Origin of the sequence: Sphingobium cyanobacteriorum, from assembly GCF_030580935.1 — a bacterium.
Classification (GTDB): Bacteria; Pseudomonadota; Alphaproteobacteria; order Sphingomonadales; family Sphingomonadaceae; genus Sphingobium; species Sphingobium cyanobacteriorum.
This window is the reverse complement of sequence record NZ_JAUQOM010000014.1, coordinates 42,717-64,579: the sequence shown is the minus strand read 5'-3', so window position 1 is coordinate 64,579 and position 21,863 is coordinate 42,717. Positions and strand designations below refer to the sequence as shown.

General features: G+C 66.5%; 30 protein-coding genes. 26 read left to right on the top strand and 4 right to left on the bottom strand.

Translation table 11 applies throughout. The features are described from left to right. The first annotated feature begins 126 nt into the window (after positions 1–126). The 9 genes from Q4610_RS18555 to Q4610_RS18515 all read left to right on the top strand — a co-directional run bounded on the left by Q4610_RS18555 (position 127) and on the right by Q4610_RS18515 (position 6,519). Positions 127–282: a hypothetical protein gene (locus Q4610_RS18555; RefSeq protein ID WP_304537362.1), complete on the top strand. Its 156-nt coding sequence runs from the start codon at positions 127–129 to the stop codon at positions 280–282. Positions 283–377: 95 nt separating this feature from the next. After that, on the top strand, positions 378–911 hold the full coding sequence (locus Q4610_RS18550; protein WP_019054409.1) for a hypothetical protein: 534 nt from the start codon (positions 378–380) through the stop codon (positions 909–911). Between the two features lie 28 nt (positions 912–939). Next, positions 940–1,374, top strand: coding sequence for a DUF4262 domain-containing protein (locus Q4610_RS18545; RefSeq protein ID WP_019054410.1), 435 nt, complete (start codon positions 940–942; stop codon positions 1,372–1,374). Between the two features lie 79 nt (positions 1,375–1,453). After that, positions 1,454–1,780 carry a hypothetical protein gene (locus Q4610_RS18540; RefSeq protein ID WP_019054411.1) on the top strand — a complete coding sequence of 109 codons (327 nt, stop codon included), beginning with the start codon at positions 1,454–1,456 and terminating at the stop codon, positions 1,778–1,780. A gap of 95 nt (positions 1,781–1,875) precedes the next feature. Further along, the gene (locus Q4610_RS18535; protein ID WP_019054412.1) at positions 1,876–2,184 is read left to right on the top strand and encodes a hypothetical protein; all 309 of its coding nucleotides are present in this window, start codon (positions 1,876–1,878) and stop codon (positions 2,182–2,184) included. 99 nt (positions 2,185–2,283) lie between these two features. Continuing rightward, a complete protein-coding gene (locus Q4610_RS18530) occupies positions 2,284–3,102 on the top strand; it encodes an NYN domain-containing protein (protein ID WP_019054413.1) in 819 nt (272 codons plus the stop codon). 105 nt (positions 3,103–3,207) lie between these two features. Then, the gene (locus Q4610_RS18525; RefSeq protein ID WP_019054414.1) at positions 3,208–4,419 is read left to right on the top strand and encodes a helicase HerA domain-containing protein; all 1,212 of its coding nucleotides are present in this window, start codon (positions 3,208–3,210) and stop codon (positions 4,417–4,419) included. Continuing rightward, a complete protein-coding gene (locus Q4610_RS18520) occupies positions 4,416–5,627 on the top strand; it encodes a hypothetical protein (RefSeq protein WP_019054415.1) in 1,212 nt (403 codons plus the stop codon). Before Q4610_RS18525 ends, Q4610_RS18520 begins: the two co-directional genes overlap by 4 nt. A gap of 88 nt (positions 5,628–5,715) precedes the next feature. Next, a complete protein-coding gene (locus Q4610_RS18515) occupies positions 5,716–6,519 on the top strand; it encodes an N-6 DNA methylase (RefSeq protein ID WP_026149969.1) in 804 nt (267 codons plus the stop codon). 59 nt (positions 6,520–6,578) lie between these two features. Here Q4610_RS18515 and Q4610_RS18510 read toward each other — a convergent pair whose 3' ends face one another. Together Q4610_RS18510 and Q4610_RS18505 are read right to left on the bottom strand one after the other, a co-directional pair. Further along, a complete protein-coding gene (locus Q4610_RS18510; protein ID WP_255209807.1) occupies positions 6,579–7,085 on the bottom strand; it encodes a hypothetical protein in 507 nt (168 codons plus the stop codon). A gap of 80 nt (positions 7,086–7,165) precedes the next feature. Continuing rightward, positions 7,166–7,657 carry a Ros/MucR family transcriptional regulator gene (locus Q4610_RS18505; protein WP_019054418.1) on the bottom strand — a complete coding sequence of 164 codons (492 nt, stop codon included), beginning with the start codon at positions 7,655–7,657 and terminating at the stop codon, positions 7,166–7,168. A gap of 263 nt (positions 7,658–7,920) precedes the next feature. Here Q4610_RS18505 and Q4610_RS18500 point away from each other — a divergent pair, with 263 nt between their 5' ends. Then, complete coding sequence (locus Q4610_RS18500; protein WP_019054419.1) at positions 7,921–8,730, top strand: Mom family adenine methylcarbamoylation protein; 810 nt, start codon at positions 7,921–7,923, stop codon at positions 8,728–8,730. On the opposite strand, the gene Q4610_RS18495 is transcribed toward Q4610_RS18500, so the two are convergent. Then, a complete protein-coding gene (locus Q4610_RS18495; protein WP_026149970.1) occupies positions 8,706–8,942 on the bottom strand; it encodes an acyl carrier protein in 237 nt (78 codons plus the stop codon). The two genes, Q4610_RS18500 and Q4610_RS18495, sit on opposite strands and share 25 nt — an antisense overlap. Before the next feature lie 119 nt (positions 8,943–9,061). Here Q4610_RS18495 and Q4610_RS18490 point away from each other — a divergent pair, with 119 nt between their 5' ends. The 16 genes from Q4610_RS18490 (at position 9,062) to Q4610_RS18415 (ending at position 20,106) form a co-directional block, all read left to right on the top strand. Beyond that, positions 9,062–9,304, top strand: a complete 243-nt coding sequence (locus tag Q4610_RS18490) for a hypothetical protein (RefSeq protein ID WP_019054421.1) — start codon at positions 9,062–9,064, stop codon at positions 9,302–9,304. An 87-nt stretch (positions 9,305–9,391) separates the two neighbouring features. Further along, on the top strand, positions 9,392–10,360 hold the full coding sequence (locus Q4610_RS18485) for an adenine nucleotide alpha hydrolase family protein (RefSeq protein ID WP_019054422.1): 969 nt from the start codon (positions 9,392–9,394) through the stop codon (positions 10,358–10,360). Then, positions 10,357–10,710 (top strand): DUF3768 domain-containing protein, encoded by a 354-nt coding sequence (locus tag Q4610_RS18480; protein WP_019054423.1) that lies wholly within the window; start codon positions 10,357–10,359, stop codon positions 10,708–10,710. Before Q4610_RS18485 ends, Q4610_RS18480 begins: the two co-directional genes overlap by 4 nt. Positions 10,711–10,874: 164 nt before the next feature. Continuing rightward, positions 10,875–12,515, top strand: coding sequence for a PRTRC system ParB family protein (locus Q4610_RS18475; protein ID WP_019054424.1), 1,641 nt, complete (start codon positions 10,875–10,877; stop codon positions 12,513–12,515). Positions 12,516–12,549: 34 nt separating this feature from the next. Then, positions 12,550–12,978: a PRTRC system protein E gene (locus tag Q4610_RS18470; protein ID WP_019054425.1), complete on the top strand. Its 429-nt coding sequence runs from the start codon at positions 12,550–12,552 to the stop codon at positions 12,976–12,978. A 42-nt stretch (positions 12,979–13,020) separates the two neighbouring features. Continuing rightward, positions 13,021–13,227: a PRTRC system protein C gene (locus Q4610_RS18465; protein ID WP_019054426.1), complete on the top strand. Its 207-nt coding sequence runs from the start codon at positions 13,021–13,023 to the stop codon at positions 13,225–13,227. Between the two features lie 2 nt (positions 13,228–13,229). Beyond that, complete coding sequence (locus Q4610_RS18460; protein ID WP_019054427.1) at positions 13,230–13,454, top strand: hypothetical protein; 225 nt, start codon at positions 13,230–13,232, stop codon at positions 13,452–13,454. 79 nt (positions 13,455–13,533) lie between these two features. Continuing rightward, positions 13,534–14,394, top strand: a complete 861-nt coding sequence (locus Q4610_RS18455) for a hypothetical protein (protein ID WP_019054428.1) — start codon at positions 13,534–13,536, stop codon at positions 14,392–14,394. Positions 14,395–14,401: 7 nt separating this feature from the next. Then, on the top strand, positions 14,402–15,226 hold the full coding sequence (locus tag Q4610_RS18450; protein ID WP_019054429.1) for a PRTRC system protein B: 825 nt from the start codon (positions 14,402–14,404) through the stop codon (positions 15,224–15,226). Beyond that, positions 15,223–15,978 (top strand): PRTRC system protein A, encoded by a 756-nt coding sequence (locus tag Q4610_RS18445; protein WP_019054430.1) that lies wholly within the window; start codon positions 15,223–15,225, stop codon positions 15,976–15,978. The genes Q4610_RS18450 and Q4610_RS18445 overlap by 4 nt, the downstream gene beginning before the upstream one ends. Beyond that, positions 15,873–16,631 carry a PRTRC system ThiF family protein gene (locus Q4610_RS18440; protein WP_026149972.1) on the top strand — a complete coding sequence of 253 codons (759 nt, stop codon included), beginning with the start codon at positions 15,873–15,875 and terminating at the stop codon, positions 16,629–16,631. Before Q4610_RS18445 ends, Q4610_RS18440 begins: the two co-directional genes overlap by 106 nt. Positions 16,632–16,711: 80 nt before the next feature. Then, entirely contained in the window at positions 16,712–17,191 is a 480-nt protein-coding gene (locus Q4610_RS18435; protein WP_019054432.1) for a hypothetical protein, read from the top strand. 93 nt (positions 17,192–17,284) lie between these two features. Continuing rightward, entirely contained in the window at positions 17,285–18,946 is a 1,662-nt protein-coding gene (locus Q4610_RS18430; RefSeq protein ID WP_304537361.1) for an ATP-binding protein, read from the top strand. A gap of 23 nt (positions 18,947–18,969) precedes the next feature. After that, complete coding sequence (locus Q4610_RS18425; RefSeq protein WP_019054434.1) at positions 18,970–19,164, top strand: hypothetical protein; 195 nt, start codon at positions 18,970–18,972, stop codon at positions 19,162–19,164. Continuing rightward, on the top strand, positions 19,161–19,487 hold the full coding sequence (locus tag Q4610_RS18420) for a hypothetical protein (protein ID WP_019054435.1): 327 nt from the start codon (positions 19,161–19,163) through the stop codon (positions 19,485–19,487). The genes Q4610_RS18425 and Q4610_RS18420 overlap by 4 nt, the downstream gene beginning before the upstream one ends. A gap of 154 nt (positions 19,488–19,641) precedes the next feature. Next, entirely contained in the window at positions 19,642–20,106 is a 465-nt protein-coding gene (locus tag Q4610_RS18415; protein ID WP_304537360.1) for a DUF736 domain-containing protein, read from the top strand. Between the two features lie 112 nt (positions 20,107–20,218). Here Q4610_RS18415 and Q4610_RS18410 read toward each other — a convergent pair whose 3' ends face one another. Further along, entirely contained in the window at positions 20,219–21,847 is a 1,629-nt protein-coding gene (locus tag Q4610_RS18410) for a Na+/H+ antiporter (protein WP_019054749.1), read from the bottom strand. Positions 21,848–21,863 lie beyond the last annotated feature (16 nt).

The window sequence follows — 21,863 nt, the reverse complement described above, 5'->3', positions numbered from 1 at the left end:
GAAGACCGGCCCGATCCGGATGCCTTGCGGCCGCTGCGCGCCGTCCGATCCCTGCTCGCCGCGTGACGTTCGCTATCCGTTCGCCCTTACCGTGCAGATACGTCACTTTCGTGTAGTCACCCCTATGTGTCGGCCCGCGGCGAACCGCTGTCGCCTGAAACCATCATCGGCAACCGCGCTCATCTGCGCAAGACGATGGCCGCCCGCCTGCGCGCCTTCGGCGGGGCAACGCGGCTCACCGCCACTCCCGTGCCCGACCTCCTCGACCTTGCCGCTGCCTGATCCGGCGCGCGTGCAAGGGGAGGGGGTATCGGGGAGATGTGCCGGCCGATCGAGACGCCGGCGCTCCAGCTTCCTCCACCGATCGGAACCCCTGCATGTCTGAACTCTCCGTCTTCTCGGGCCTTCCCGCCACCGCCAATGCCGATCTCGTCCGGCAGATCGACCAGCTCACCGTCGCGCTCGGCGAGAGCGAATATCATGCAGCCACGATCCTCGCCTTCGATCCCGACGCCCATATCGCGGCAGGCCAGCTCGCCGGGCATGACGAGCCATATGACCGGCGTCTCGCGGGCGATGCGATGAGCCTCCGCTCATGGGCGATGCTCGCGCGGGCCTGCTGCGCGGACGGTGACCGTCTCGATGACGCGGCCTGCCTGGCGCGCTTCCTCGCCGCGCGGACGACCCCTGCTGAACCTGTCCTCGAGCATCGGATCGGGTCGCGGGTCCGCATCCGGCCGCGAACGTGCGTTGGCGGGGACCGCTATGCCGGCCGCGAGGGCGTGATCGTGAAGACTCATTTCGCCGGCTTCTACGTGAAGCTCGACATGTCGCGGCGCGAGCGAAGCCAGAAGACGGAGCTCGTCGAAACCGCCTATCTGGAGGTTCTGGCGCCGCCGCTCGCCGCGTGAATCCCCTCCAACCGATATAGAGGTTTTCATGACCGATGCTTCGGACTTCTATGCCGTGATCGAGCGCAACATCGCGCGCAGCGGCCAGCATATGTTCCTGGTCTTCGCCGATGGCGAGACACCCGCCTTTGCCTACAGCATCGGCAACGCCTTGCACGGCCTGCCGGAACTCCTGCTCGTCGGCAATTTCTCACCCCGGGTCGCGGGCTCGATCATCAACGACCTCGGCCGGAAAATGCGCGAGGCGCGCAGGCCGCTCGAAGGCGACATCGATGTCGGCGGCCAGTTCCCAGTTCGGGTCCGCCGCGCCTCCGCCAAGGCCCACCAGTGCTTCACACTCCAGGCAGGACGCTATCTCCGCCACGAGGAGTATGACGTCCTGCAGGTACTGCTGTGCGATGCGGCCGGGATCTATCCCGGCGAACCGGGCTGCGAGCCGGCCTACGACGTGCCGCTGGCCTGACGCTGCCGCAGCATTTCCCCAAACGTTCGGCCGAGGACCTTCGGGAATCCGTCGATGCAACCGCGAAGGAGCTTCGCCCATGAACCCCGCCCTCGCCAACGAACTGGCCGCCCGCGCCGCCGATGGCTGGCATCCCGTCACGCTCAACGAAATCAAAAGGCAGTTGCGCGGTCTCGGTTATGCGCTCGACCGCTCCCTGGACTGCCGCTCTACGGCCCAGATCATGACGGGTCCGCGTGCTGGCAAGACCTATCCCACGCTCTCGACCGGCATCAAGGAAGCCGACACCGGCCGCAGCGCGTTCCACGTCGAGGCCCGGCGCGACGCCAGGTTTCGGGCCATGCAGAACCTTCGCTTCGAGGTCGGCCTTTATGCCGTCCTGGGCGGAGCGATCATGGATCTCTGATCGCGCGGCGCCACTCTAAAATTGCCGGGACGACGTTCGCCGAGCGCTTCGGCCCCATTCTGTCCAACATCCCCAACGCCAGACCCAGGAGACCGATGATGTCGGAGCCCACCCATTTCGTTCACGTCTATGCGACCGTTCGCGTCAAGATGGCGGTCACGGCCACGAACCATGAAGACGCCATGCGCGCCGCCGACGAGGCGCTGTTCGCCAGGGGGTTCGGCGTGCGCCTGGTCCCGACCGCCGAAGGCGCGCTCGACGCCGATTATGCCGAGGAAGTGACCGGCTATCTCGTCGATGAGGCTGGCGACACCGAATATCTCCGCAGCGCGAACTACGGTCCGGACTATGCGCCCGACTGGGGTATGAGGCCGCGGGACAAGCCGGAGCGTCCGGCTGATTGATGAAGCCGCGACAATGACTTGAACGCCTGCAGCCACATGCGCAGGTTGCGGTCCAGCCGGCGACGGACGACGAGACAGAACAGGAAGGGTGATTGCCACATGGAGAATGACGAGAAGCCCCGCGGCCTCAATCGGCGGATCGCCCTCCTGATCGACGCCGACAATGTGTCCCATGCGAAGATCGCGGTGATGCTCGCGGAGCTATCCAAATATGGCACCGCGAATATTCGCCGCGCCTATGGCGATTGGGCCAAGCCCGCGCTCAAGGGATGGACCGACAAGCTCCATGACTTCGCGATTCGGCCGATCCAGCAATTCAGCTATTCCACCGGCAAGAATGCGACCGACATCGCGCTCGTCATCGACGCGATGGAACTGCTCTACACGCAGAAGCCCGACGCCTTCTGCATCGCATCGAGCGATGGCGATTTCACCCCGCTGGTCATGCAGCTGAAGGCCAATGGTCATGAAGTCTACGGATTCGGTGAGCGCAAGACCCCCGCGCCCTTCGTCAACGCCTGCACCACCTTCCTCTATCTCGACAGCCTCGAGGATCCGAGCCAGCCAGCGTCTCAGAGCGAGGCTCCCGAAGCACCCGCCGCGCCCAAGGCCAAGGCGAAGTCCAAGCCTTCAGCGGGCAAGGCCACCGAAAAGACCCTGGCACAGAACACCAAGCTCGTGACGATCCTGCGCGGTGCCGTCGAGGCATCCGCGCGCGAGGACGGCTGGGCGCTCATGTCGGCGGCGGGCAGCGCGGCGAAGCGGCAGGCGCCCATCGATCCCCGCAACTACGGCGTGAAGAACTTTACCGCGCTCTTCACGGGAACGGGCCTTTTCGAGATCCTCAAGGGCGAGAACGGCCAGAGCTATGTCGCCGACAAGCGCAACAAGGATCGAGCACCGCGGCCGGGCGGCTGACCTCCCCCGGGGGCGCCGCAATAGCGCGGCCAGGCGCCCGATGCGCAAAGGGAAGAGGGATCGAGTGGGCGATGGCCAGACAGGCCAGGCCCAGGAGATCCCATCATGGCTACAGTCCTATCGATCGACCCATCCGCCGACCAATGGTCCGTGCCGATCGGCAAGCACAGCCGCGGCGCGCTCATGCTCAACCTCGAGCGCCTGCTCGCCGGCCGGCTGCTCATCCAGGGCAGCAGCGGCGCCGGCAAGAGCCGGACCCTGCGCAAGATCATCGAGGAGGCGTTCGACTTCACGACCGTCGTGCTGGTTGATCCCGAAGGCGAATTCGGCAATCTCGCAGCCCATATCGGCGCGACCTCGCTCAAAGGCTGCGAACTCACCTCGGACGGCCTGACGGCAGCGGCCGCGCGCGCCCGCCAGCACCGGCTCTCGCTCCATGTCGATCTCACCGACCTTGATCCCGACCAGCGCATCATCAAGGCGGCGGCCCTGTTCGCCGGCCTGATCGGCGCGCCGCGCGAGCATTGGAGCCACACCGTCCTCGTCTGCATCGACGAGGGCCATCTGCTCGCGCCGCATCATGCGGGATCGGCCCGCGACGCGGAGACCCGCCGCCTCGGCGTCGCCACGCTCACCGACCTCTGCGCCCGTGGCCGCAAGCGCGGCATCGCACCGGTTATCGCCACCCAGCGCCTCGCCAAGCTCTCCTCCTCGGTGATCTCCGAGCTGCAGAACTTCCTCGTCGGCCTCAACGTCTTCGACCGCGACATTGCGCGCGCCGCCGATCTGCTCGGTTTCTCGGCGAAGGAGGCCGACCGCCTGCGCAAGCTCGCTCCCGGCGAATTCTTCGCCATGGGGCCGGCGATGTCGCCGCTCCCCGTTCTCGCCCATATGGAAGAGACGATCACCGAGCATCTCGGCGCGACGCCCAAGCTGACCGCGGCCGCTGCGATCGACAGCGACGAGGCCGAGAAGTTGCTCGATCTTTCCGCGCTGCGCGAGGTGTCGAACGGCTCGCGCGATACGGCGCTGACCCTCAAGGGCACGCGCGCGCTGGACGCCTTCCTGCTCGATCCGTCGGCGCCGCACGCGGCCTCGATCATCGGCGCGCTCAGGCGCATCGCCCCCAACGCGACCACGGCAAACGACCTCGCCGGCCACCTCGGCTGCCCACGCGATGCCGTCGACAATGCGCTCGACATGCTGGCGGCCATTGCAGCGGTCGACACCATGCCGCGAGGGGAGGACCGGATCGCCCGTCTGCATGCCCGGCTCAGGGCCAAGATCAGCGACATTCCCGTGGTGGCACTGGCATGACCCCGCTCGACCTGGACGCCAACGTCGTCGAGCTCGCGCCTGCGCCAGGCCCTTTCCCCCAGCCACCGCCGCTGCGCGAAATGGCCTATCGCGCGGACGCCTGGACGCCGGCCGAGAGTGAAAGGCTCCGAGCTCTCTTTCTCGAAGACATCTCGATTGGCGATATGGCGCTCACGCTCGGCAGGGGCAGGGGGGCGATATCCGAGCGGATCGCGCTGCTGGGGCTTCGTCGCAACTCGACGCGGTCGTGGACCGAATTCGACGATGCAGAGCTCACTCGCCGCTATGGCACCGAGCCGACCGCCACCATCGCCTCGGATCTCGCTCGCTCCTGCTCAGCGGTCTATGCCCGGGCCCGGCTTCTCGACCTGACCGAAGGCAATCCTCCCGAATGGACACCCTGGGAAGATGCCCAGCTCACCGAGGGGTATCGCCGCGGCGTTCCTCTCGCCCAGATCGCGACGCTGATCGGCCGGCCTTTCGGCGGGTTGTCCAGCCGCGCCGGCTATCTCGGCATCGTGCACGCAAACCATCCGCCCGACTGGACTGAGCAGGAGACGGCTCGCGCACTCGAGCTTGCGGAGGCGGGGCACCGCTACACGGCGATCGTCGCGATGCTTGTCGGGGAGGGCTTTCCGCATAGAACGATCAGAGGCTTCGGCCTTGCCATCCGCAAGCTCGGCTACGGCCGCGGATGGGGCCGGGCCTGGACACCCGAAGAGGACGCGTTCCTCGGCAAGGCCTATACCGAGGGGACAAGCCTGACCCCGCTGCGGCGCCAGCTCGGCCGCACCGCTGGCTCGCTGCGCCACCGCGCCGAATATCTCGGGCTGCGCGGCCTCCATGCCAACCGCAACGGATGGCGCATCGGTCCGGACTGGACCGAGGCCGAGGAAGCGCGACTGCGCGCAGACTATGGCCGTGTCGCGACCAAGACCCTCGCAGCGAGCATGGGCCGGACCAAGGCATCGATCACCACGCGTGCCAACGTCCTGGGCCTGGTCCACGGCTACATCCGCCCGTTCAGCGACGATGAGACCCGCGCCCTCGAAATCGCCTTCCGCACCGGGGTTTCGATCGCCGATCTGGCGCTCGCTCTCGACCGGAAGGCCATGTCGGTCAGCAAATACGCGACCAATCACGGCTACCAGTTCGGGCGGAGGCCCAGACGCGCCGTGACGCTCGAGGGTCTGCTCGCCGCCGCGTGAGCTCTCCGTCGATGCCGGCGGACCCTCCCACCCTTCAACCAGACACAGCAGGCGCGGTCGCCAGACGGCCGGCGCTCGGGGAACCCTCATGCCGCCCCAGGATCGACATATCAGGAACGTCCTCAAACTCTTCGACGCCCATGGCTATCGCCACGATCGCTACAGCCTCTTCTCCGATTGCATGGAGCTCTGCGCGATCAGCATCTCGAACAGCGTCGACAGCCGCTCGCGGACCGATCGGGAGGCGCGCTACCTCGAGATCGTGGGACGATATGACAGGCCGACCGTCGAGATGTTTCCGCAGGTCTTCGCCGAAATCACCTTGGCGCTGGAAGCCGCGCCGGGCGATGTCTTGGGCAGCATCTTCACCGCGCTCGAGATCCACAACAAGAACAGGGGCCAGTTCTTCACGCCCTATCCCGTATGCCAGATGATGGCGGAAATCACGCTCGGCAACGCCGATGACGCGCGGGCGCTGATCGCCGACAAGGGGTTCGTCAGCGCGATGGAGCCCGCCTGCGGTGCAGGGGCCATGGTCATCGCGCTCGCGCAGGCGATGCTCGCAGCCGACATCAATTACCAGCGCCATCTCCATGTGACCGCGGTCGATATCGACAGCCGAGCCGTCCACATGGCCTATATCCAGTTCTCGCTGCTCCATATCCCGGCCCATGTCATGGTCGGCAACTCCCTCAGCAACGAGGTTCGCGAGCACTGGTTCACTCCGGCCCATATCCTGGGAGGCTGGGGTGCGAAGCTTGCGGCCCAACCTCGCGCAGCCGAGCCGCCGGCACGCTCCCTACCGCAAACGACAGTTGCGCGCCCATCTCCTCGCATGCCAGCGCGTGAACCACAGCCCCGCGCGATCGGCGAGCAGTTGACCCTGTTCTGACTGGGAGGCTGGCCCTCGCCGCTCGCGACCGGACATCACTGCGCGACAAGGTCTCCGGGTCACCAATAGACCTTGTACCATGGGTCTGCACGATCATAGGGCTGCTCGAAGATCGCTGCCCGGACCTTCTCTGCGATCTCCTTCAGCGTCGCGAACATCCGGTTGATCTCTGACAGGTCGCCGAGCTGCTCTGGACCATATCGCACCACCAGATAGTCACGCTGGTCGCTGAGCCGGATCAGATGCTCTGCGGTGCGTCGGCGGAGCGACAGCCCTTTTTCGACCGCCAGGCGCGTGCGCTCGGCGAGATCGTGCTGCAGGCCCCGCACCAGCTTTCGATCGAGCGAATGAAAGAGCAAGAACGCGTTGAGATAGGTCTCGATCGATTGAATGGCGCACAGCCTGGCAGGCGCGGACGAGACACCCCGGCCCTTCTCGATCTGCGGCAACAGCCTGTGCGCGGCATCCCAATAGGCGTCGGCCAGGCTCACGACCGTGCCGACCGACGCCTCGGTGCCGGGATAGGACGGCGGACGTGCATCGGGCTGCCCTGAAGGTGCTGTCACGCGCCGCGCCGGCGCACTTTGACCCGACTGTCCCTGTTCCAAACCCGACGTCTCCGAACCGAAATGCCGCGTTGATGCTGCTAGGAAGGCTGCCCTTCGGTTGACTTTGCACGTCCGCGACGAGCCGGGGCGGCTTTGGTGGCCTTTGCCGGCGCGGCGCTGGCCGCCTTGGGCTTGCGCCCGAGGCCGATGCTCTTCGCGAGCGTGCGGCGCTGCTCGGCATAGTTGGGTGCGACCATCGGATAGTCGGCCGGAAGATTCCACTTCGAACGATAATCAGCCGGCGTCATCTGATAATGCGTCATGAGATGGCGCTTGAGCATCTTGAGCTTTTTGCCGTCTTCCAGACAGACGATATAGTCGGGTTTGATCGAAGCCCGGACCGACACCGCCGGCTCCTGCTTTGTTTCGGCAGCCGGTTCACTTTTGCCGAGATTGCTCAGCGCTCCATGAACATTCTGGATCAAGGATGGCAGATCAGCGACCGCCACGCTGTTGTTCGTCACATGTGCCGCGACGATATCGGCGGTCAGGGTAATCAGCGTGCTATCGTCTTCCGATACTTCGCTCATGATGATCTTGCCTTCTTTGGTTGAAAGAACCCGGAGGACTATTCGCTACCGGGAACATGACGCCATGTGAAGCTCGCAAGGCCTCAAAGGAACATAAGCTCACCGGCGCCAATCAGGGGATGTGCGATATCTGATCGTGCCCAATCCCAAACATTCCGTAAACCGATTCATCTCGATCCCTGTCCAAAGAAGAGGGGAATGGACCGGGGAGACAGGTCGAAGGTCCAAGCGGCGTCGATCCTTCTCCATCCCGAGGCCACGACATGGACACCTCACGCAGCCAGCGCTGGCGGGAGCGGCGCGCTCTATGGGCGACCGACTCTCTCGTCATCAATCCGAAAGCCTACTCGGCGGACATCATCGACCACGCCGCCGCGCGCGCGTTCATCGCCGAGCATCATTATCTGCCGAGCTACCCGGCCGCTCAGGTCGCGATAGGTCTCTTCGGCCGCCAGGCGGTGCTGGAAGGTGTGGCCGTCTTTGCTGTGCCGGCGACCGACGCCGTCATCACCCGGCATACCGGCTTTACCGATCCCGCCAAAGGATGCGTCCTCGCGCGGCTGGTCCTGCTCGACAGCGTTCCGCAGAATGGCGAAAGCTTCTTTTGCGCCCGTGCCTTTCGGCTTCTTCGTCAAGCACGCCCCAGAATCGAGGCCGTGGTCTCCTACAGCGATCCCGAGGCAGGTCATGTCGGCCGGGTCTATGCTGCCCTGTCCGGCGCGCACCGGGGCGTCTCCCGGCCGCGCATCGTCCTTCGCGTAGGGAACCGCACCATCTCCGATCGGACGCTCTCCAAAATCCGGCTCGGCGAACGGGGCATGGATGGCGCGATCGCACAGATCGTCGGCCTCGGCCTGCCAGGCCCGGGACTTCGGGAGCAGCCGGAAACCTGGCTCCGCCGTCTTCAGGCTGAAGGCCTCCTGACCCGCCATCGCACCGCCGGGCTTTTCACCTATTGTTTCGAGCTGACCCGCAGCGCCCGCCGAAACGGCCGGACGCTGCCCAGGCTTCCCTATCCCAAAATCCTCCCGCAGGCTCGATTCCAGCGTCAGGCTTTGGCGCTTTCGACGTAGGTGATTGCGTCGCCGACGGTCTGGATTTTCTCGGCATCGGCATCCGATATCGAGATATTGAACTCTTCCTCGATAGCCATGACGAGCTCGACGACGTCGAGGCTGTCGGCACCGAGGTCATCGATAAAATGGGCGTCGGGTGTAACCTTGTCGCGATCGGCACCAAGCTGGTCCGCCACAAGCTCCGCAATTCGATCGGCGATGTCGCTCATCCAATTCATCTCCAAGGGGGGCCGCCTTTCGAGGTCGGCATCCGCGTGCCGTTGCTCTTTCGGCGGCGTCGCGTCCGCCGGTGGGGCCGCAATATCGTCTTCAGCAGAGGAGCAGTCTGATGCATGTCGAGTTCGAAATCCATGGCCGCTTCGACGTCCCCGACGGGACCGAACAAATCGACGGATCGACCAACCTCTTCCGGCTTCCGTCAGGCCAGGTCGTATCGGTTCATCCGGTGATCGAGATGGCCACCGCCCTCGACGGCGATGACCACCGGGACCTCACGACCGACGCGGCGGCCGCGATCGGCGTCCATCTCGATCTATACGATCGGGAGTCCAGCCTTCAGGACGCCGAGTGACGATGCGCTTTCACCACCCAGGGCCGAGGAGGAGAGGCGGGGGGACGTTCGGCGCGCAGATGGACTGCGCGAGAACGGAGCACCTCCATGCTGGCGACCGATCCTTCCGCGCCCGCCGCGCATATTCGCGACATCGACTATATCCGCGTCGCCGAACCTGCCCCCGTGGTGCTCGCCTACGGGATCGGCGTCGACAGCACCGCGCTGCTCGTCGAGCTCGAAAGCCGCGGAACCCCGCCCGATCTCGTCCTGACCGGCGACCCGGGCATCGAGAAGCCGGAGACCTACGCCTATCAGAAGATGATCGCCGCCTGGATGGCCGCGCGCGGCATCCGCTACGAGACCGTTCGCTACACGCCGCGCCGGTTCAAGCACTGGCCGCCCTATTACGACCTGCTAGCCAACGTCCTCACCAATGCGACGCTGCCGAGCATTTCTCTGGGGCGTCATTCGTGCTCCCTTAAGTGGAAGGTGGCGCCCCAGGATGCGTTCCTGAAACAGTGGGCGCCGGCGAAAGCGGCCTGGGCGCGCGGCCAGAAGGTCATCCGCCTGATCGGCTATGATGCCTCGCCGGCGGATACTCGGCGCCATGCCCATGCTTCCGCGATCGAGCATGATCTCTTCGAGTGCCGATACCCGCTTCGCGAATGGAAATGGGACCGCGCCGCCTGCATCGCCCGCATCGAGGCTGCCGGCCTTCCCGTGCCGCCCAAGTCGAGCTGCTTCATCTGCGGCGCCATGAAGCCGGACGAGGTTCGGGCGCTACCGGCCTGGTGCCTTCGGCTCATCGTCCTGGTCGAAGCCCGCGCGGCCCCGCGCCTGCGTACCGTCGAAGGCCTGTGGCGCCGGTCTACCTCGACCAGACCCGGCCGAATGACCGACTTCATCCGCGCCGAGGAGCTGCTCCCCGCAGCCGACATCGACGCGATCATCCGCGATGCGCCCGCCGACCTCATCCGCTTTCAGGACGTCGCCGCGCATGTCCCGCTCCCCGAACGACCGGCAATGGCGGAGTGGCTCGACACCTTCAACGCCGGCTTGCTGGAGGCCGCATGACAATTCCCGCCACCGAACGGATCGCCCGTCTCAACGATCGCTGCCGGCAGGGCCTCGATGCCCATGCCCGCATCATGGTCACCCGCAATTGCCTTGCCCGGCTGTCCGGCGAGGGCGAAGGCATCGCCGAGGTGCTCGCGCAGGCCGAACTGCTCGCGGCGGTCCGCCGCTATGCGTTCAAGCCCGGCGACGGGCCCGAGCGCGATTTCGGCGCCTTCGACCTGCAGGGGCAGAGGGTCCTCTTCAAGATCGATTATTATGACATGGCGCTCGAGTTCGGCTCCGACGACCCGGCGGACGCCTCGATCACGCGGCGCGTCCTCACCGTCATGCTCGCCGAGGACTACTGAGCGCCAGCGAGCCCTCAAGCCCCATTCCCCATGAAAATCAGCGCATCGGCTCGCCGGCCCTCCGGGCAGCGAGAGGGGAGGGGGAGGGCGAGCTTCAGGCTCGCCGACCGAGAGCGCGCGGGCTCGATGGACCCTGCCTTCCCCAATCCCCGAGGAGACCAGCCTTGACCCCTGCCGAACCGATCCGCGCCACGCTGCCGCTCTCCCTCATCACCAAGGGCGACAATCCGCGCCGCTATTTCGACCGCAAGAAGCATGACGAGCTTGTCGCCTCGATCCGCCTGCGCGGAATCCTGCAGCCCATCCTCCTGCGTCCCAAGGGCGAGGTCTATGCGATCGTCGCCGGCGAGCGCCGCTACCGCGCCGGTCTGGAAGCCTACGGCCCCGATGGCGAAGTGCCTGTCATCATCCGCGAGATGACGGACCAGGAGGCGCTGGACGCCGCGATCGCCGAGAATGACGACCGCGACGATCCGTCGGAAACCGAGCAGGCTGACGCCGCCGTCCGCTATCTCGCGGCCTGCCAGAACGATCGCGCCGAGGCCGCCCGACGGCTTGGCTGGTCCCGGGCGAAGCTCGATCGGCGCCTGGCGCTCGCCGAGCTTTCCGATGCCGTGAAGCTCGCGCTCGACGAACGCCGGATCAAGGTCGGCCATGCCGAGCTGCTGGCGGCCGTACCCGGCGACAAGCAGGACAAGGCCCTCGAGACCATTCTCGCCGCCGGGCTGGACGTCGGCAAGACTCGCGAATTGCTGATGCGGGTGACGCAGAACCTCGCCGCTGCCTGCTTCGACAAGACCGAGTGCACCACCTGTCCGTTCAACTCGGCCTCCCAGCGAACCCTGTTCGAGACCCACGTCGACGACGGACACTGCACCAATCCCGGTTGCTTCGAACTGAAGACCCAGACCGCCGAGGCGATCCGCTTCGAGGAGCAGGAGCGTGCCGAGAAGGCGGAACGGGCTGCAGCTCCGCCCTCCACTGACGATGCGCAGGATGACGAGCGCGATGACGACGAGGATGACGTCCTCGACGACACCGAAGGCGGATCTGATGCGAACCCGGGCGATCGCACTGAAGCTCCCACCCGCGCCGAACCGCGCGCCCCGGCTCCGCAGACCCCGCTCCCTTCGACGAGCGGCGGCTCCGCCGCGCACAAGCCGACTGTCACGGTCAAATCGATCGCAGGCCGTACCAGCGACCTGCGCGAGGCGAAGTGGCGCACCGCCGTCGCCCGGGCGCTCGCGGCCGATGCCGTCCAGGCCCACACCGCCATTCTCGTCGCCGCCATGTCGGGCACGCTTCCCCAGATCAAGGCCGAAACGCTGAAGGCGCGTGCCGGCATCCTGGTCGGCGCCACCTTCCCGGATCTTCCCTATGGCGACAAGATCGCGGAGATCCGCGCCCTTTCGGAGCCGCAGGCGGCCAATGTGCTGTCCGCCGTCGGCGCCGCCTATGCCAAGGACGTGCTCACCTTCGGGCATGTCGCCGACCTCGCCCGGGCCTTCGCGGTCGACCTGCGCGACGTCTGGCAGGTCGATAAGGCCTTCCTCGAGCGATACACCAAGGATGAACTCAAGTTCATCGCCCAGGAATGCGGCCTCGTCGCACACATGGGCGAAAAGGGCTTCGCCAAGCTCCTCACCGCCAAGAAGGCCGACCTCATCGCCGGCATGCTGGGCCGGCCCGGCTTCGACTGGGCCGGACGCCTCCCCAGTTCGATGACGCTCGACGGCCAATACGGACCGCCGCCGGTGAAGGCCGCGCCGCCGACCGAAGCCGCGATCACGGAACTCGCCGCCTGACCCCCCGAACACTCACATAGAAGGAAGCGCCCCCATGCTGATTACCAACCTGCTCCCGCTGCTCGCGCGCTACTCGCTCGGCTTCGATCTCGTCGCCGGCCCGGACGATACCGTCACCCTGACCGTGATCCCCCGCAGGCAGGAAGGCGCCGCGCACAAGCTCGAGACCGGCGAAACCCGCCCGATCTCGCTCACCGCCAGCGCCGCGGAAATCGACGCCGAACTAGCCAAGGGCGAAGACGGTGCGCTCGGCCAGCTCATCGCCGCTCGCAAGACGCTCGCCGACCAGCTCGAGGAGCAACGCCAGGCAGCCGAAGCGGCCCGCACCGCCGCCGCCGAAGCCGCGAAGGCCAAGGCGGCAACGCCGAAGACGCCCGCGCCCACGAGTCCCGCAAAAGCTGCGAACCCCGCCGCTCCGCCAGCCGACGCCAAGGCGGACGAACCGGCCAGCCTCTGGGACTGACCTTCATCGACTTGCCCAACATCTCAATTCGAGAGGCCCATCATGCAGATCAACCTCCTGACCCGCACTTACCGATACGACGGCATCGACCTCCCGGTCCCGCCGCATCTCGCGGAAGAACCGGCAGCGTTGCGCTCCTACCATGCGACACTCTTCCCGGCGATTCTCAACGCCGAGATCGTCGATGCCGGCGTGTCGGGCAACGCCCACCTCATCGAATATCGGCGCGCCGTCGGCACCAAGGGCTGAACATGCCGCCCGCCCAGAGCGCGGCCATTCCGGCCGCTCCGCGCAAGACGCTCCTCGAATGGATCGAGCACGACGATGGCAACACGACCGGCTTCCCCCAGCCTCCCTGCAGCGCCCAGGCCCAGGCCCTCCACGCGCGGATCCTCCTCGACCCTGCCAATCACAAAGGCGAAGCGGCGGAGCCGCTTCAGCCCCCCGCCGGCCTCAGGCTCGCCCCACTCGGTTGATCTCGCGGGGCGGTCGGTCGCGCTGTCCGTCGACATCCCCGCCACTTTCGATCAGCCGCTCAGCAATCACCACAAGCTGATGGGCCGCTGGGTGTCCGCGCGGGAAGCAACCTCCAAGCGGTACACGCGCGTCGGCGCCCGCAAGCGCATCGAGCAGGTCTTCAATGCCGCGGTTCTCGAAATCCTGGAGCCGATCGAGCTTGTCGATCTGCGGGTCGCCGTCCTCGTCGGCGAAGACGATAATCCGCCCGCGATCGCCCTTGTCTGCGAGACCCTGGGCCAACTGGATCTTGGCTGGATCGAAACCGGCGACGCTCCCATCCCCTGGCGCGCCGCCGCCTATGCGGCCCTCGGGGAGACGCTCGGCACCGCCCTTCCGGTCTTCGGCTACCAAGACCTCTTCGACGAAATCTCGATGTATTATTGGGACGGCGAGATCGACGACGAGAGCGCGCGCCGGAGCTTGGCCGCCTATCAGGGTCTCAGCGCCGAAGAGATCGAGGAACAGACGCTCCCCTCGGAAATGAACGCGCGCCGTCCCGACTGGATGATCGGCGCGAACGCAGCGAAGCCCGCATGCCTCCCGAAAGAGCTGGCGCAGGCGCTGCACCGGCTTCGCGACGCGCATAAGGCGCTCGAACACCTCGCCTCGGACCGCAATGCCTGGCACTTCGATAGCGACGCCCTCTACGAATATGTGCCGGGCATCGAGGAATGCTCGTCCCTTCCGCCCTTGACGCTCGTTCCGTTCGAAGAGTTCGCCCGCGAACTCGACGATGTCGCGCGCCACGGCATGGAAATGGGCTTCATGGATTTCTGCGGCCTCTGCCCGCTGCCCGAAGTGAGCCGGATCGACGCCTGGTTCGCGAGCCTCAGGCTCGGCGTCCAGTTCCTGCTCGCGGCTCAGGATCTCGTCCGTCTCGACCCACCCAATCCGTGAGGCCCCCATGTCCGATCACAGCAGCCACTTCGAAGCCACCGGCGGCGGTCTCGTCCTGACCAACGCCATCCTGCTCTATCAGGCCGGAACGTCCCGGACCCCAAACGCCTATGGCGCGCCCAGGAACGACGTGGCGGCGTTCGCCAGCATGCACGCCGTCGAGCTCGATGGAGACGGCCGCCCCACGATCGCTGCGGGCATTCCCTTGTCGCGTGCGCAGCTGCGCCAGTGGACCGAGGCGCTGGGCCGCACGGCTATCCCCGAGATATTGCCCGACACCGTCCTGGTCTCCCATCCCGATGTTCTCGCATGGTGGACGCCGGCACAGGTTCGCCCCGCCTATTTCGCGCTCTCATCGCCGCCCGACGGTCTTCGAGCGCTGGCGCGGCGCACCACGGTCGCGGTGCCCTATCCCGCGCATCTGTTCATTGCCACGCGCGCGGGGCTCGGGGTCTACGCGCTGCCGGCCAGCGAGCGCCCCGTGGCTGACACGCCGGTGCTGCACTCGCCCATTCTCAATGTCTTCATCGAAGGGCGGCTCTGCTGGGGCAATATCCCGAGGCCGAAAACCCTCGGCGTTGCCGCAATCCCGGAGTTCGAACGGGCCGTGTTCGACTCCTGGTCGACGCACCCCAATCCCGGACAGGAATGGACGGTGACCGGCAAGGGCGGCCTCGTCAGACTCTGGGACGATCTCGCCGCGCGCGGGGCCAGTCGTTTCCCGGTCCGACGCCTCAGGCCCTTCAATCCCGCCGCCCGTCTGCGACAGGCGCGCCCGCCGGCCGACGCGATCACGGTCGGCCGACTGATTTCAGCGGCTGCCGGGAGATGACCATGCTCGCCGATGATCCGACCGCGGCCGCGCTGCTCGCCGCCGTTCCCTGCTATCCTGTTCCGCCCATAGGCCGATCGCCTGGGCTCGATGCGCTTCGCAGCAGTCGGGCCGGACACGGGCTCGCCGTGGGGGCCGATGGGGCGATGCTCATATTGCGTCGTCCCTGGCTGGCGCTTGATGCGCCTCTGTCGCCGCCATTCGCAGCCCATCTCCCCTATGGCAGCATGGGCGACCCCCAGGCCGAATTGCGCTGCGGCCGGGTCCCGGGTGAGCATCTCGCGGCCGTCCTGGACCATTTCCGTGCCGCCCTGCCCAACGAGGCAGCCGCCTTCATCCTGTGGAACGAGGCGACGGCCGAATTCACCGTGCATTTTCCGCAGATCGATGAAGCGACGCCGACGCGCCTCGTCTACCGGCCCCCGGCCTGCGAGCCTAGTTGGCATGTCGTCTGCGACATGCACAGTCACGGGCGCGGTCCGGCCTATTTCAGCGCGACCGACGATGCTGACGATGCCCATGCCACCAAGATTTCACTCGTCGTCGGCCGGCTCGACCACCCGGCGGGTCCGGTCATGGCCGCCAGGCTCTGCGCCGGAGGGATGTTCCTGGCCGTGCCGCGCAGCCCATTTTCGGGAGATTCCCCATGCAGCCTGACAAGCTCCAGCGCCACTTCCTTCCCGCCACCTTCGACAATCGCGGGATCCGCATCCTCCTCGTGGGATGCGGTGGAAACGGCGCTCAGATGCTAATGGGCCTTGCCTCGCTCGACACGGCTCTCCGCGCGATCTCCTCGCGTTCGCTCGCGGTCACCGTGGTCGACGACGACATTGTGACCGAGGCCAATCTCGGTCGCCAGCCCTTCTATCGCTGCGATCTCGGCAACTCCAAGGCGCGCACGCTAACCGAGCGGATCAACCTTGCCCACGGCCTGGGCTGGAAAGCCGTTCATGGCCGAGCGCCCGATGCCGTCGATACGGAAGGGACCGACATCCTCATCACGTGCGTCGACACGGCTTCGGCGCGCCGGGCACTCGGCGCGGCGCTTAGCGACGGCAGGGTCGTGCCGACCTATTGGATGGACCTCGGCAATCGCGCCAGCGACGGACAATATCTGATCGGTTGCCCATGCCGTCCGAAGGGCAACGTCAAGGCGCGCCTGCCAACTGTCCTCGAGGCCTTTCCCGAGCTGGCCGACGAAACCCTGGCCGAGGACGATGCCCCGTCCTGCTCGGTCGCCGAGGCGCTCGAACGTCAGTCCCTGTTCGTCAATCGGGTGCTGGCGAGCCACGCGCTCGCACTGCTGTTCGACCTTCTCGGCCGCGGGTCGATCGGGCACGCCGGCGCTTTCATCAACCTCGCCAGTGGCCAAGCCGTCCCGATCCCTTTGCCGCGCGGTGACTGAACCCCTGCCGGCCACTCCACCACTTTCCGTGCCCATCCAACCCCGGTGGCCTGCGCCCCGGGGCATGAGGAGATTTTGTCATGACCGTCATCGGACATAACCGCATCCGCCGCGTCGATAGCTTCGATGGCTATGAGGTTCTCGCCCATCCCCTGGCGAACCGCGAGGACCGCGTCTTCCATCGCGGCGAGGGCGGGGCGTCCCAGGTCGGGGTAACCTACGGGTCGCATGACATCCAGATCGCGCGGCCGACCGGTCCCGGAAACAAGGGCCTCCTGGCCATCCTGATGCACCACGGCGGGGGCCGCCATATCCTCGAATTCTACGAGAGCGCGCTGCCGATCAGCGCGACACTGCTCAGCCTGCCGGAGCGCGCGCAATACGCGCTGGCCTACACGATGTTCAAACAGGCCGACGAGTGCGCCATCGCCGCCCGCGTGGACGAAGCCGACCGCTGGGCCAAGGCCTTCGTCGATGGCCGCATCCGCAAGCGCCGCCGGGCCGGCAAGCGCTATGTCCACATCGAGACACCGGCCGAGAAGGAGCGCCGTTGCGCCTGACAGCCGCGCCACCGCCGCCCGTGGACGCGCAGCCCCGAGCGAAAGGAGAGAAGGGCGGGGAGGGGGCCATTCGCTCTTGCCGAGGAGACCCCGATGCCCCTTCCCACCGTCGTCCACAGCCAGGTCGATCCCGCAGCGATCACCAAGGTGACGAGGCTGTTCAATAATACGCTCGGTTCCATACTGACCGAGCTCATCCAGAATGCGCGCCGCGCCGGCGCGACGACCGTCGACCTCGATGTCGCCGAAGCCGACGATCGGCAGTGGCTCGTCATCGCCGACGACGGCGCGGGGATCGCCGATCCCGCGGTCATTCTCGCGCTCGGGCGCTCGGGATGGGATGAGGATATCGCGGCCCGTGAAGATCCTGCCGGCATGGGCGTGTTCAGCCTTGCCGGGCGCCATGTCGAAATCCGGTCCCGTCCGCGCGCCGGCGGAGACGCCTGGCGGATCTCGATCGCGCCCGGCGATTGGGAAACGGGCGGTCCTATCCCGGTCTATCGCTGCGATCATCGCTTCGGCACCGAGATCCGTCTCCCACTCCAGGATGACTGGGCGAAATCCCTGGAGGCCAGCGCGAACGCGGCCGCACGCTATTGTCCGACGCCGATCCGATTCAACGGCGCGCCGCTTGCCCAATCGGACTGGCTCGCCGACGCCCTGGTCACGGTTGAGACCGGCGGCGTGCGCATCGGCCTCTATAACGGGGCGCGCTCCACTCACTACCAGCCGCGCATCAACTTCCACGGCCTCACCGTCCCCTGCGCCTTGCCCTCGATTGACGAGAAGGATCGCAGCTGGTGGGCGCGCGTCGACATCATCGATGCCCCAGCGCTACAGCTTGTGCTGCCAGCCCGGACCGAAATGGTCGAGAGCGCCGCGCTCGAAGCGCTCCGCGACTTGGTCCGCAAGACCATCTTCCGCCACATCGCATCTCTCGGCAGCCACCGCCTGTCCTTCGCCCAATGGACCGAGGCCCGGAATCTCGGCATCGATCTTCCCGAGGCGACGGCGCTCCTGCGAGGCTGGACCCCGGCGACGTCCGATCTCAACAGCGGACGCGAGGGTTCCGGCCTGATCCCGGCGGACAATCTCGTCCTCATGGAGAATTTCGGCGCGCCGCTCGAACAATGCGCGGCATTCGCGCTCGCCCGCGACGGCCGCCTCCAAGGTTCCCTCGCCGATCCGGACGACGCGATGGCGGGATATGGCTGGTACGATGCACTCCCCCGGATCACAGCGCTTCGGTTCGAGATCGAACGCGACGGCGCCCGCCATCTGTTCGACAGCGAGACCCTGTCCGGGCTCGAATGCGGGACGGTCGACCGCCTCGATCTCGTGGTCGAGATCGGGGGCGCCAGAACCGAGACGCTGACCGTCGCGGCTCCCGTCGTCATCGAGTATGACGACGCGCATCATTGGGGTTTCGAGGAAGCGAACGTCCTTCTCGCCGCGCGCGGCGCGATATCCCCGGACGAGCTGGTCGACCTGCTCGAGGCTTCATGCTTCTGCGCGAGCGACGATCGCGACGCCGATAGCTGGGAGACGCAGAACGATCGCTTCCTGCTCGATGCCAGAGAAATGGCCACCCGACTGTTGCTTGGAGACGACGCGGCGCTGGTGGAGCGGCTCCGGGCGATCATCGCCTACCGCGCCCAATGGTTCGTTCCCGAAGGGCGCCAGTTCTCAGCGATCATCGGCAGGAACGCCATCGATGTCCGCATCGAAACCGTCCCGGCGTCGCCGGCATCCTGATCAATCTCGAAGGGACCAATCCCATGCGACCCATCAGAGCCGCGAAGCGGGCAGACCGCGACGCCGTGTGGGAGGCGATTGACCAGCTTCGCAGCGCGCGGCACCTTCTTGCCCAGAGCGGCGCCCCGCGCGCCGCCGCCGCGGTCCGCAAGGCGCTGCGCAGCGCCGAGGGCGCGGCCCGCCACGTCGATCATCGCATTCGTCGGAGCCAGACATGAGCCGCTACGAACTGAAACCGAGACCGGGGAATGGGGTCATCAAGGCGGTGGTTGGCTGGGACAGACCCCTTCAGACCTTCTTCGCCCAGATATTCACGCCGACCGATGAGGAACCCGAAGAAGGCGAGGCGACGATCTGGCTTGGCACCGAGCCGGGCGAGCTGCTCAGCCCCGAGATCGCCATCAGGGTGGTCGAAGCTTATGCCGATATTCCCGAGACGCTGGCTGCCGATCTCGCGGCGGACATGAACGCCACGGTCGGCGTCAAGGACGGCCTGCATCAGGCAGCGGCCAAGAGGCGTCTCTTCGGCTCGATAAACTAACACCAGCGCCCAACGCGTTTCGACCCGAGGCCGCTTTTGCGGCGCTCGGATGGGCGCTTGCGCGCCTGCTCGGCCGAACGGCCGAGGAGGGGAGTGGGGAAGGAGGAAGGTGGCTCGGACACGGTGTTCGAGACCGCTTTCAGGAGACTTTCCCATGAACATCGGTTCGATCAAGCAGAATGACGCCGGCATTTTCGTCGGCAAGATCGCGACGCTGGCGATCGCCATGACGGTTGCGCTGCGCGAGGTGCACTCGGCCAATCCCAAGGCGCCCAAGTTCGAGGTTCTGGCGCTGTCGGCGTCGCGGGCGTGGGTGCAGGTGGGTGCGCTGTTCGAGCTGTTCTCGAACGGCACGGGCGAGGCGTTCCTCAACGGCAAGATCGAGGACCCGAGCCTGGCCGCGCCGCTCTACGTGTCGGCGTTCCGCCAGGAGGACGGCAGCTACAACGTCGTCTGGTCGCGCCCGACGCGTCGCCGCGATCTCGCCGCGGAGATGGCGCCCAAGGCCGACGAGGGCCTGCCGCCGCTGCCCGGCGCCGACGAGACCGCCGGCCCCGCCACCCAGGGCGCCGAGGCCGGCCTCGGCCAGTCCTCCGCCGAACATGCCTTCGCGAGCTGACGCAAACGGCAGTTCGAACTCTCCCAGCCCCCGCTTCACCCAAGCGGGGGCTTTTTCCTTGTCCCGAAACCAAAGCTCGCGGCCGCGCCGTGCCTGCCGGCTGTCGTTGGCATCACCCTGCCAGACGGGCCTCCTGCAGGTCGAGCTCCCGCACCAGCTTGCGCGCCGCCTCGCTCCCCAATTCGCTCTGACGAACCCGGCGGAAAATTTCCCCGCGTTCCGCCTTCAGCGCGGCAAGGCGAAGATCGCGCTCGATGCGCTCATCGCGCCGCAGAAAAGCCATCGCCTCGGGCAGGCTCGAGCGATTGTCGATCCGTTCGCGATAGAGGTCCATCAACCTGGAAGCGACGTTCACATAGGCGTCGGCATCCTTTCGCCCCTCGGCAAGCTGGTGCTGAGTGCGCTCGATCTCGGCGATCGCGGCTTCGGCGGCCGCTCTCCGGGCTTCTTCGATCTCCGCATCGCGCGATGGCTCCGCCGGCATCTCCAGCCCCCGCATCATCAACGGCAGTCCGATCGATGCCGCGATCAGCGACAGGATGATGACGCCCATTGCCAGGAGAATGGCGAGATCGCGACCCGGGAACGCCGTCCCGTCGGCCATGGCGAGCGGGAGCGTGAGTACGCCCGCGAGCGTGATGGCCCCACGGACGCCCGCGAAAGACATCGCCCCCACCAACCGCCAGTTCGGCCTCGGGCTATCTTCCGCGCGGCGGAAAGACGTCAGGCGCAGCGAGAACCAGACCCAGACGAAACGCAGCGCCGCCAGTGCGACATTGATCGCGACGATATAGACGGCCAGCCACCAGGCTCCATGATGGCCGGTCAGCCTGACGCTGTCGGCAGCGCCGGCCAATATCGTGGGAAGCTGCTCGCCAAGCAGCACGAAGATGATGCCGTTGGCCGTGAACTGAATGAGATCCCAGACCGTCGTGCGTCGGATGCGGGTTACGGCCAGCGCCTTGCCCCGTGTCTCGATGAACCCCATCATCACGCCGGCCGCGACCGCCGCCAGGATGCCCGAGCAATGGAGATGCTCGGCTACGAGATAGGCGCCGAACGGAATCAGCAGGCTGATCAGGATCTGCGAGCTGCTTTCCTCGCCGAGACGCCGCGCGACCAGTTCCTTTGCCCGCCCAACGAGCCAGGTGAGGCCCGCGCCGACGACGATGCCGCCAATCGCGACCCACAGGAAATTGAGCGCCGCGGCCCCCAGCGAGAAGCTGCCCGTCAGGGCGGCCGCCACCGCAAAGCGCAGGCAGACAAGGCCCGACGCGTCGTTGAGCAGCGATTCCCCCTCCAGGATATGCATCATCCGCTTGGGGATCGGCGTGCGCTGCGCGATCGCGGACACGGCGATCGGGTCGGTGGGGGAAACCACCGCCGCGAGCGCGAAAGCCACTGCGAGCGGCATAGCCGGGATCATCCAGTGGATGAGGAAACCCATGCCGACGACGGTGAACACGACCAGGCCAAGGGCCAGCTCAAGGATCGTGACGCCATCCTTGAACATATCGTCGGGCGGTATCCGCCACCCATCGAGGAACAGCAGCGGCGGCAGGAAGAGCAGGAAGAAGATGTCCGGATCGAGCGTCACCCGCCAGTCGGCGACGAGACCGATCGCGGCACCCAGAGCGATCTGGACGAGGGGACGCGGAACCGAAAACGGCAAGAGGCGAGCCAGGATTCCACTCAGCACCACGGCGAACAGCAATGTCAGGACGAGCGTGATGGTTTCCAAAAGCGAAGCCTCTGAA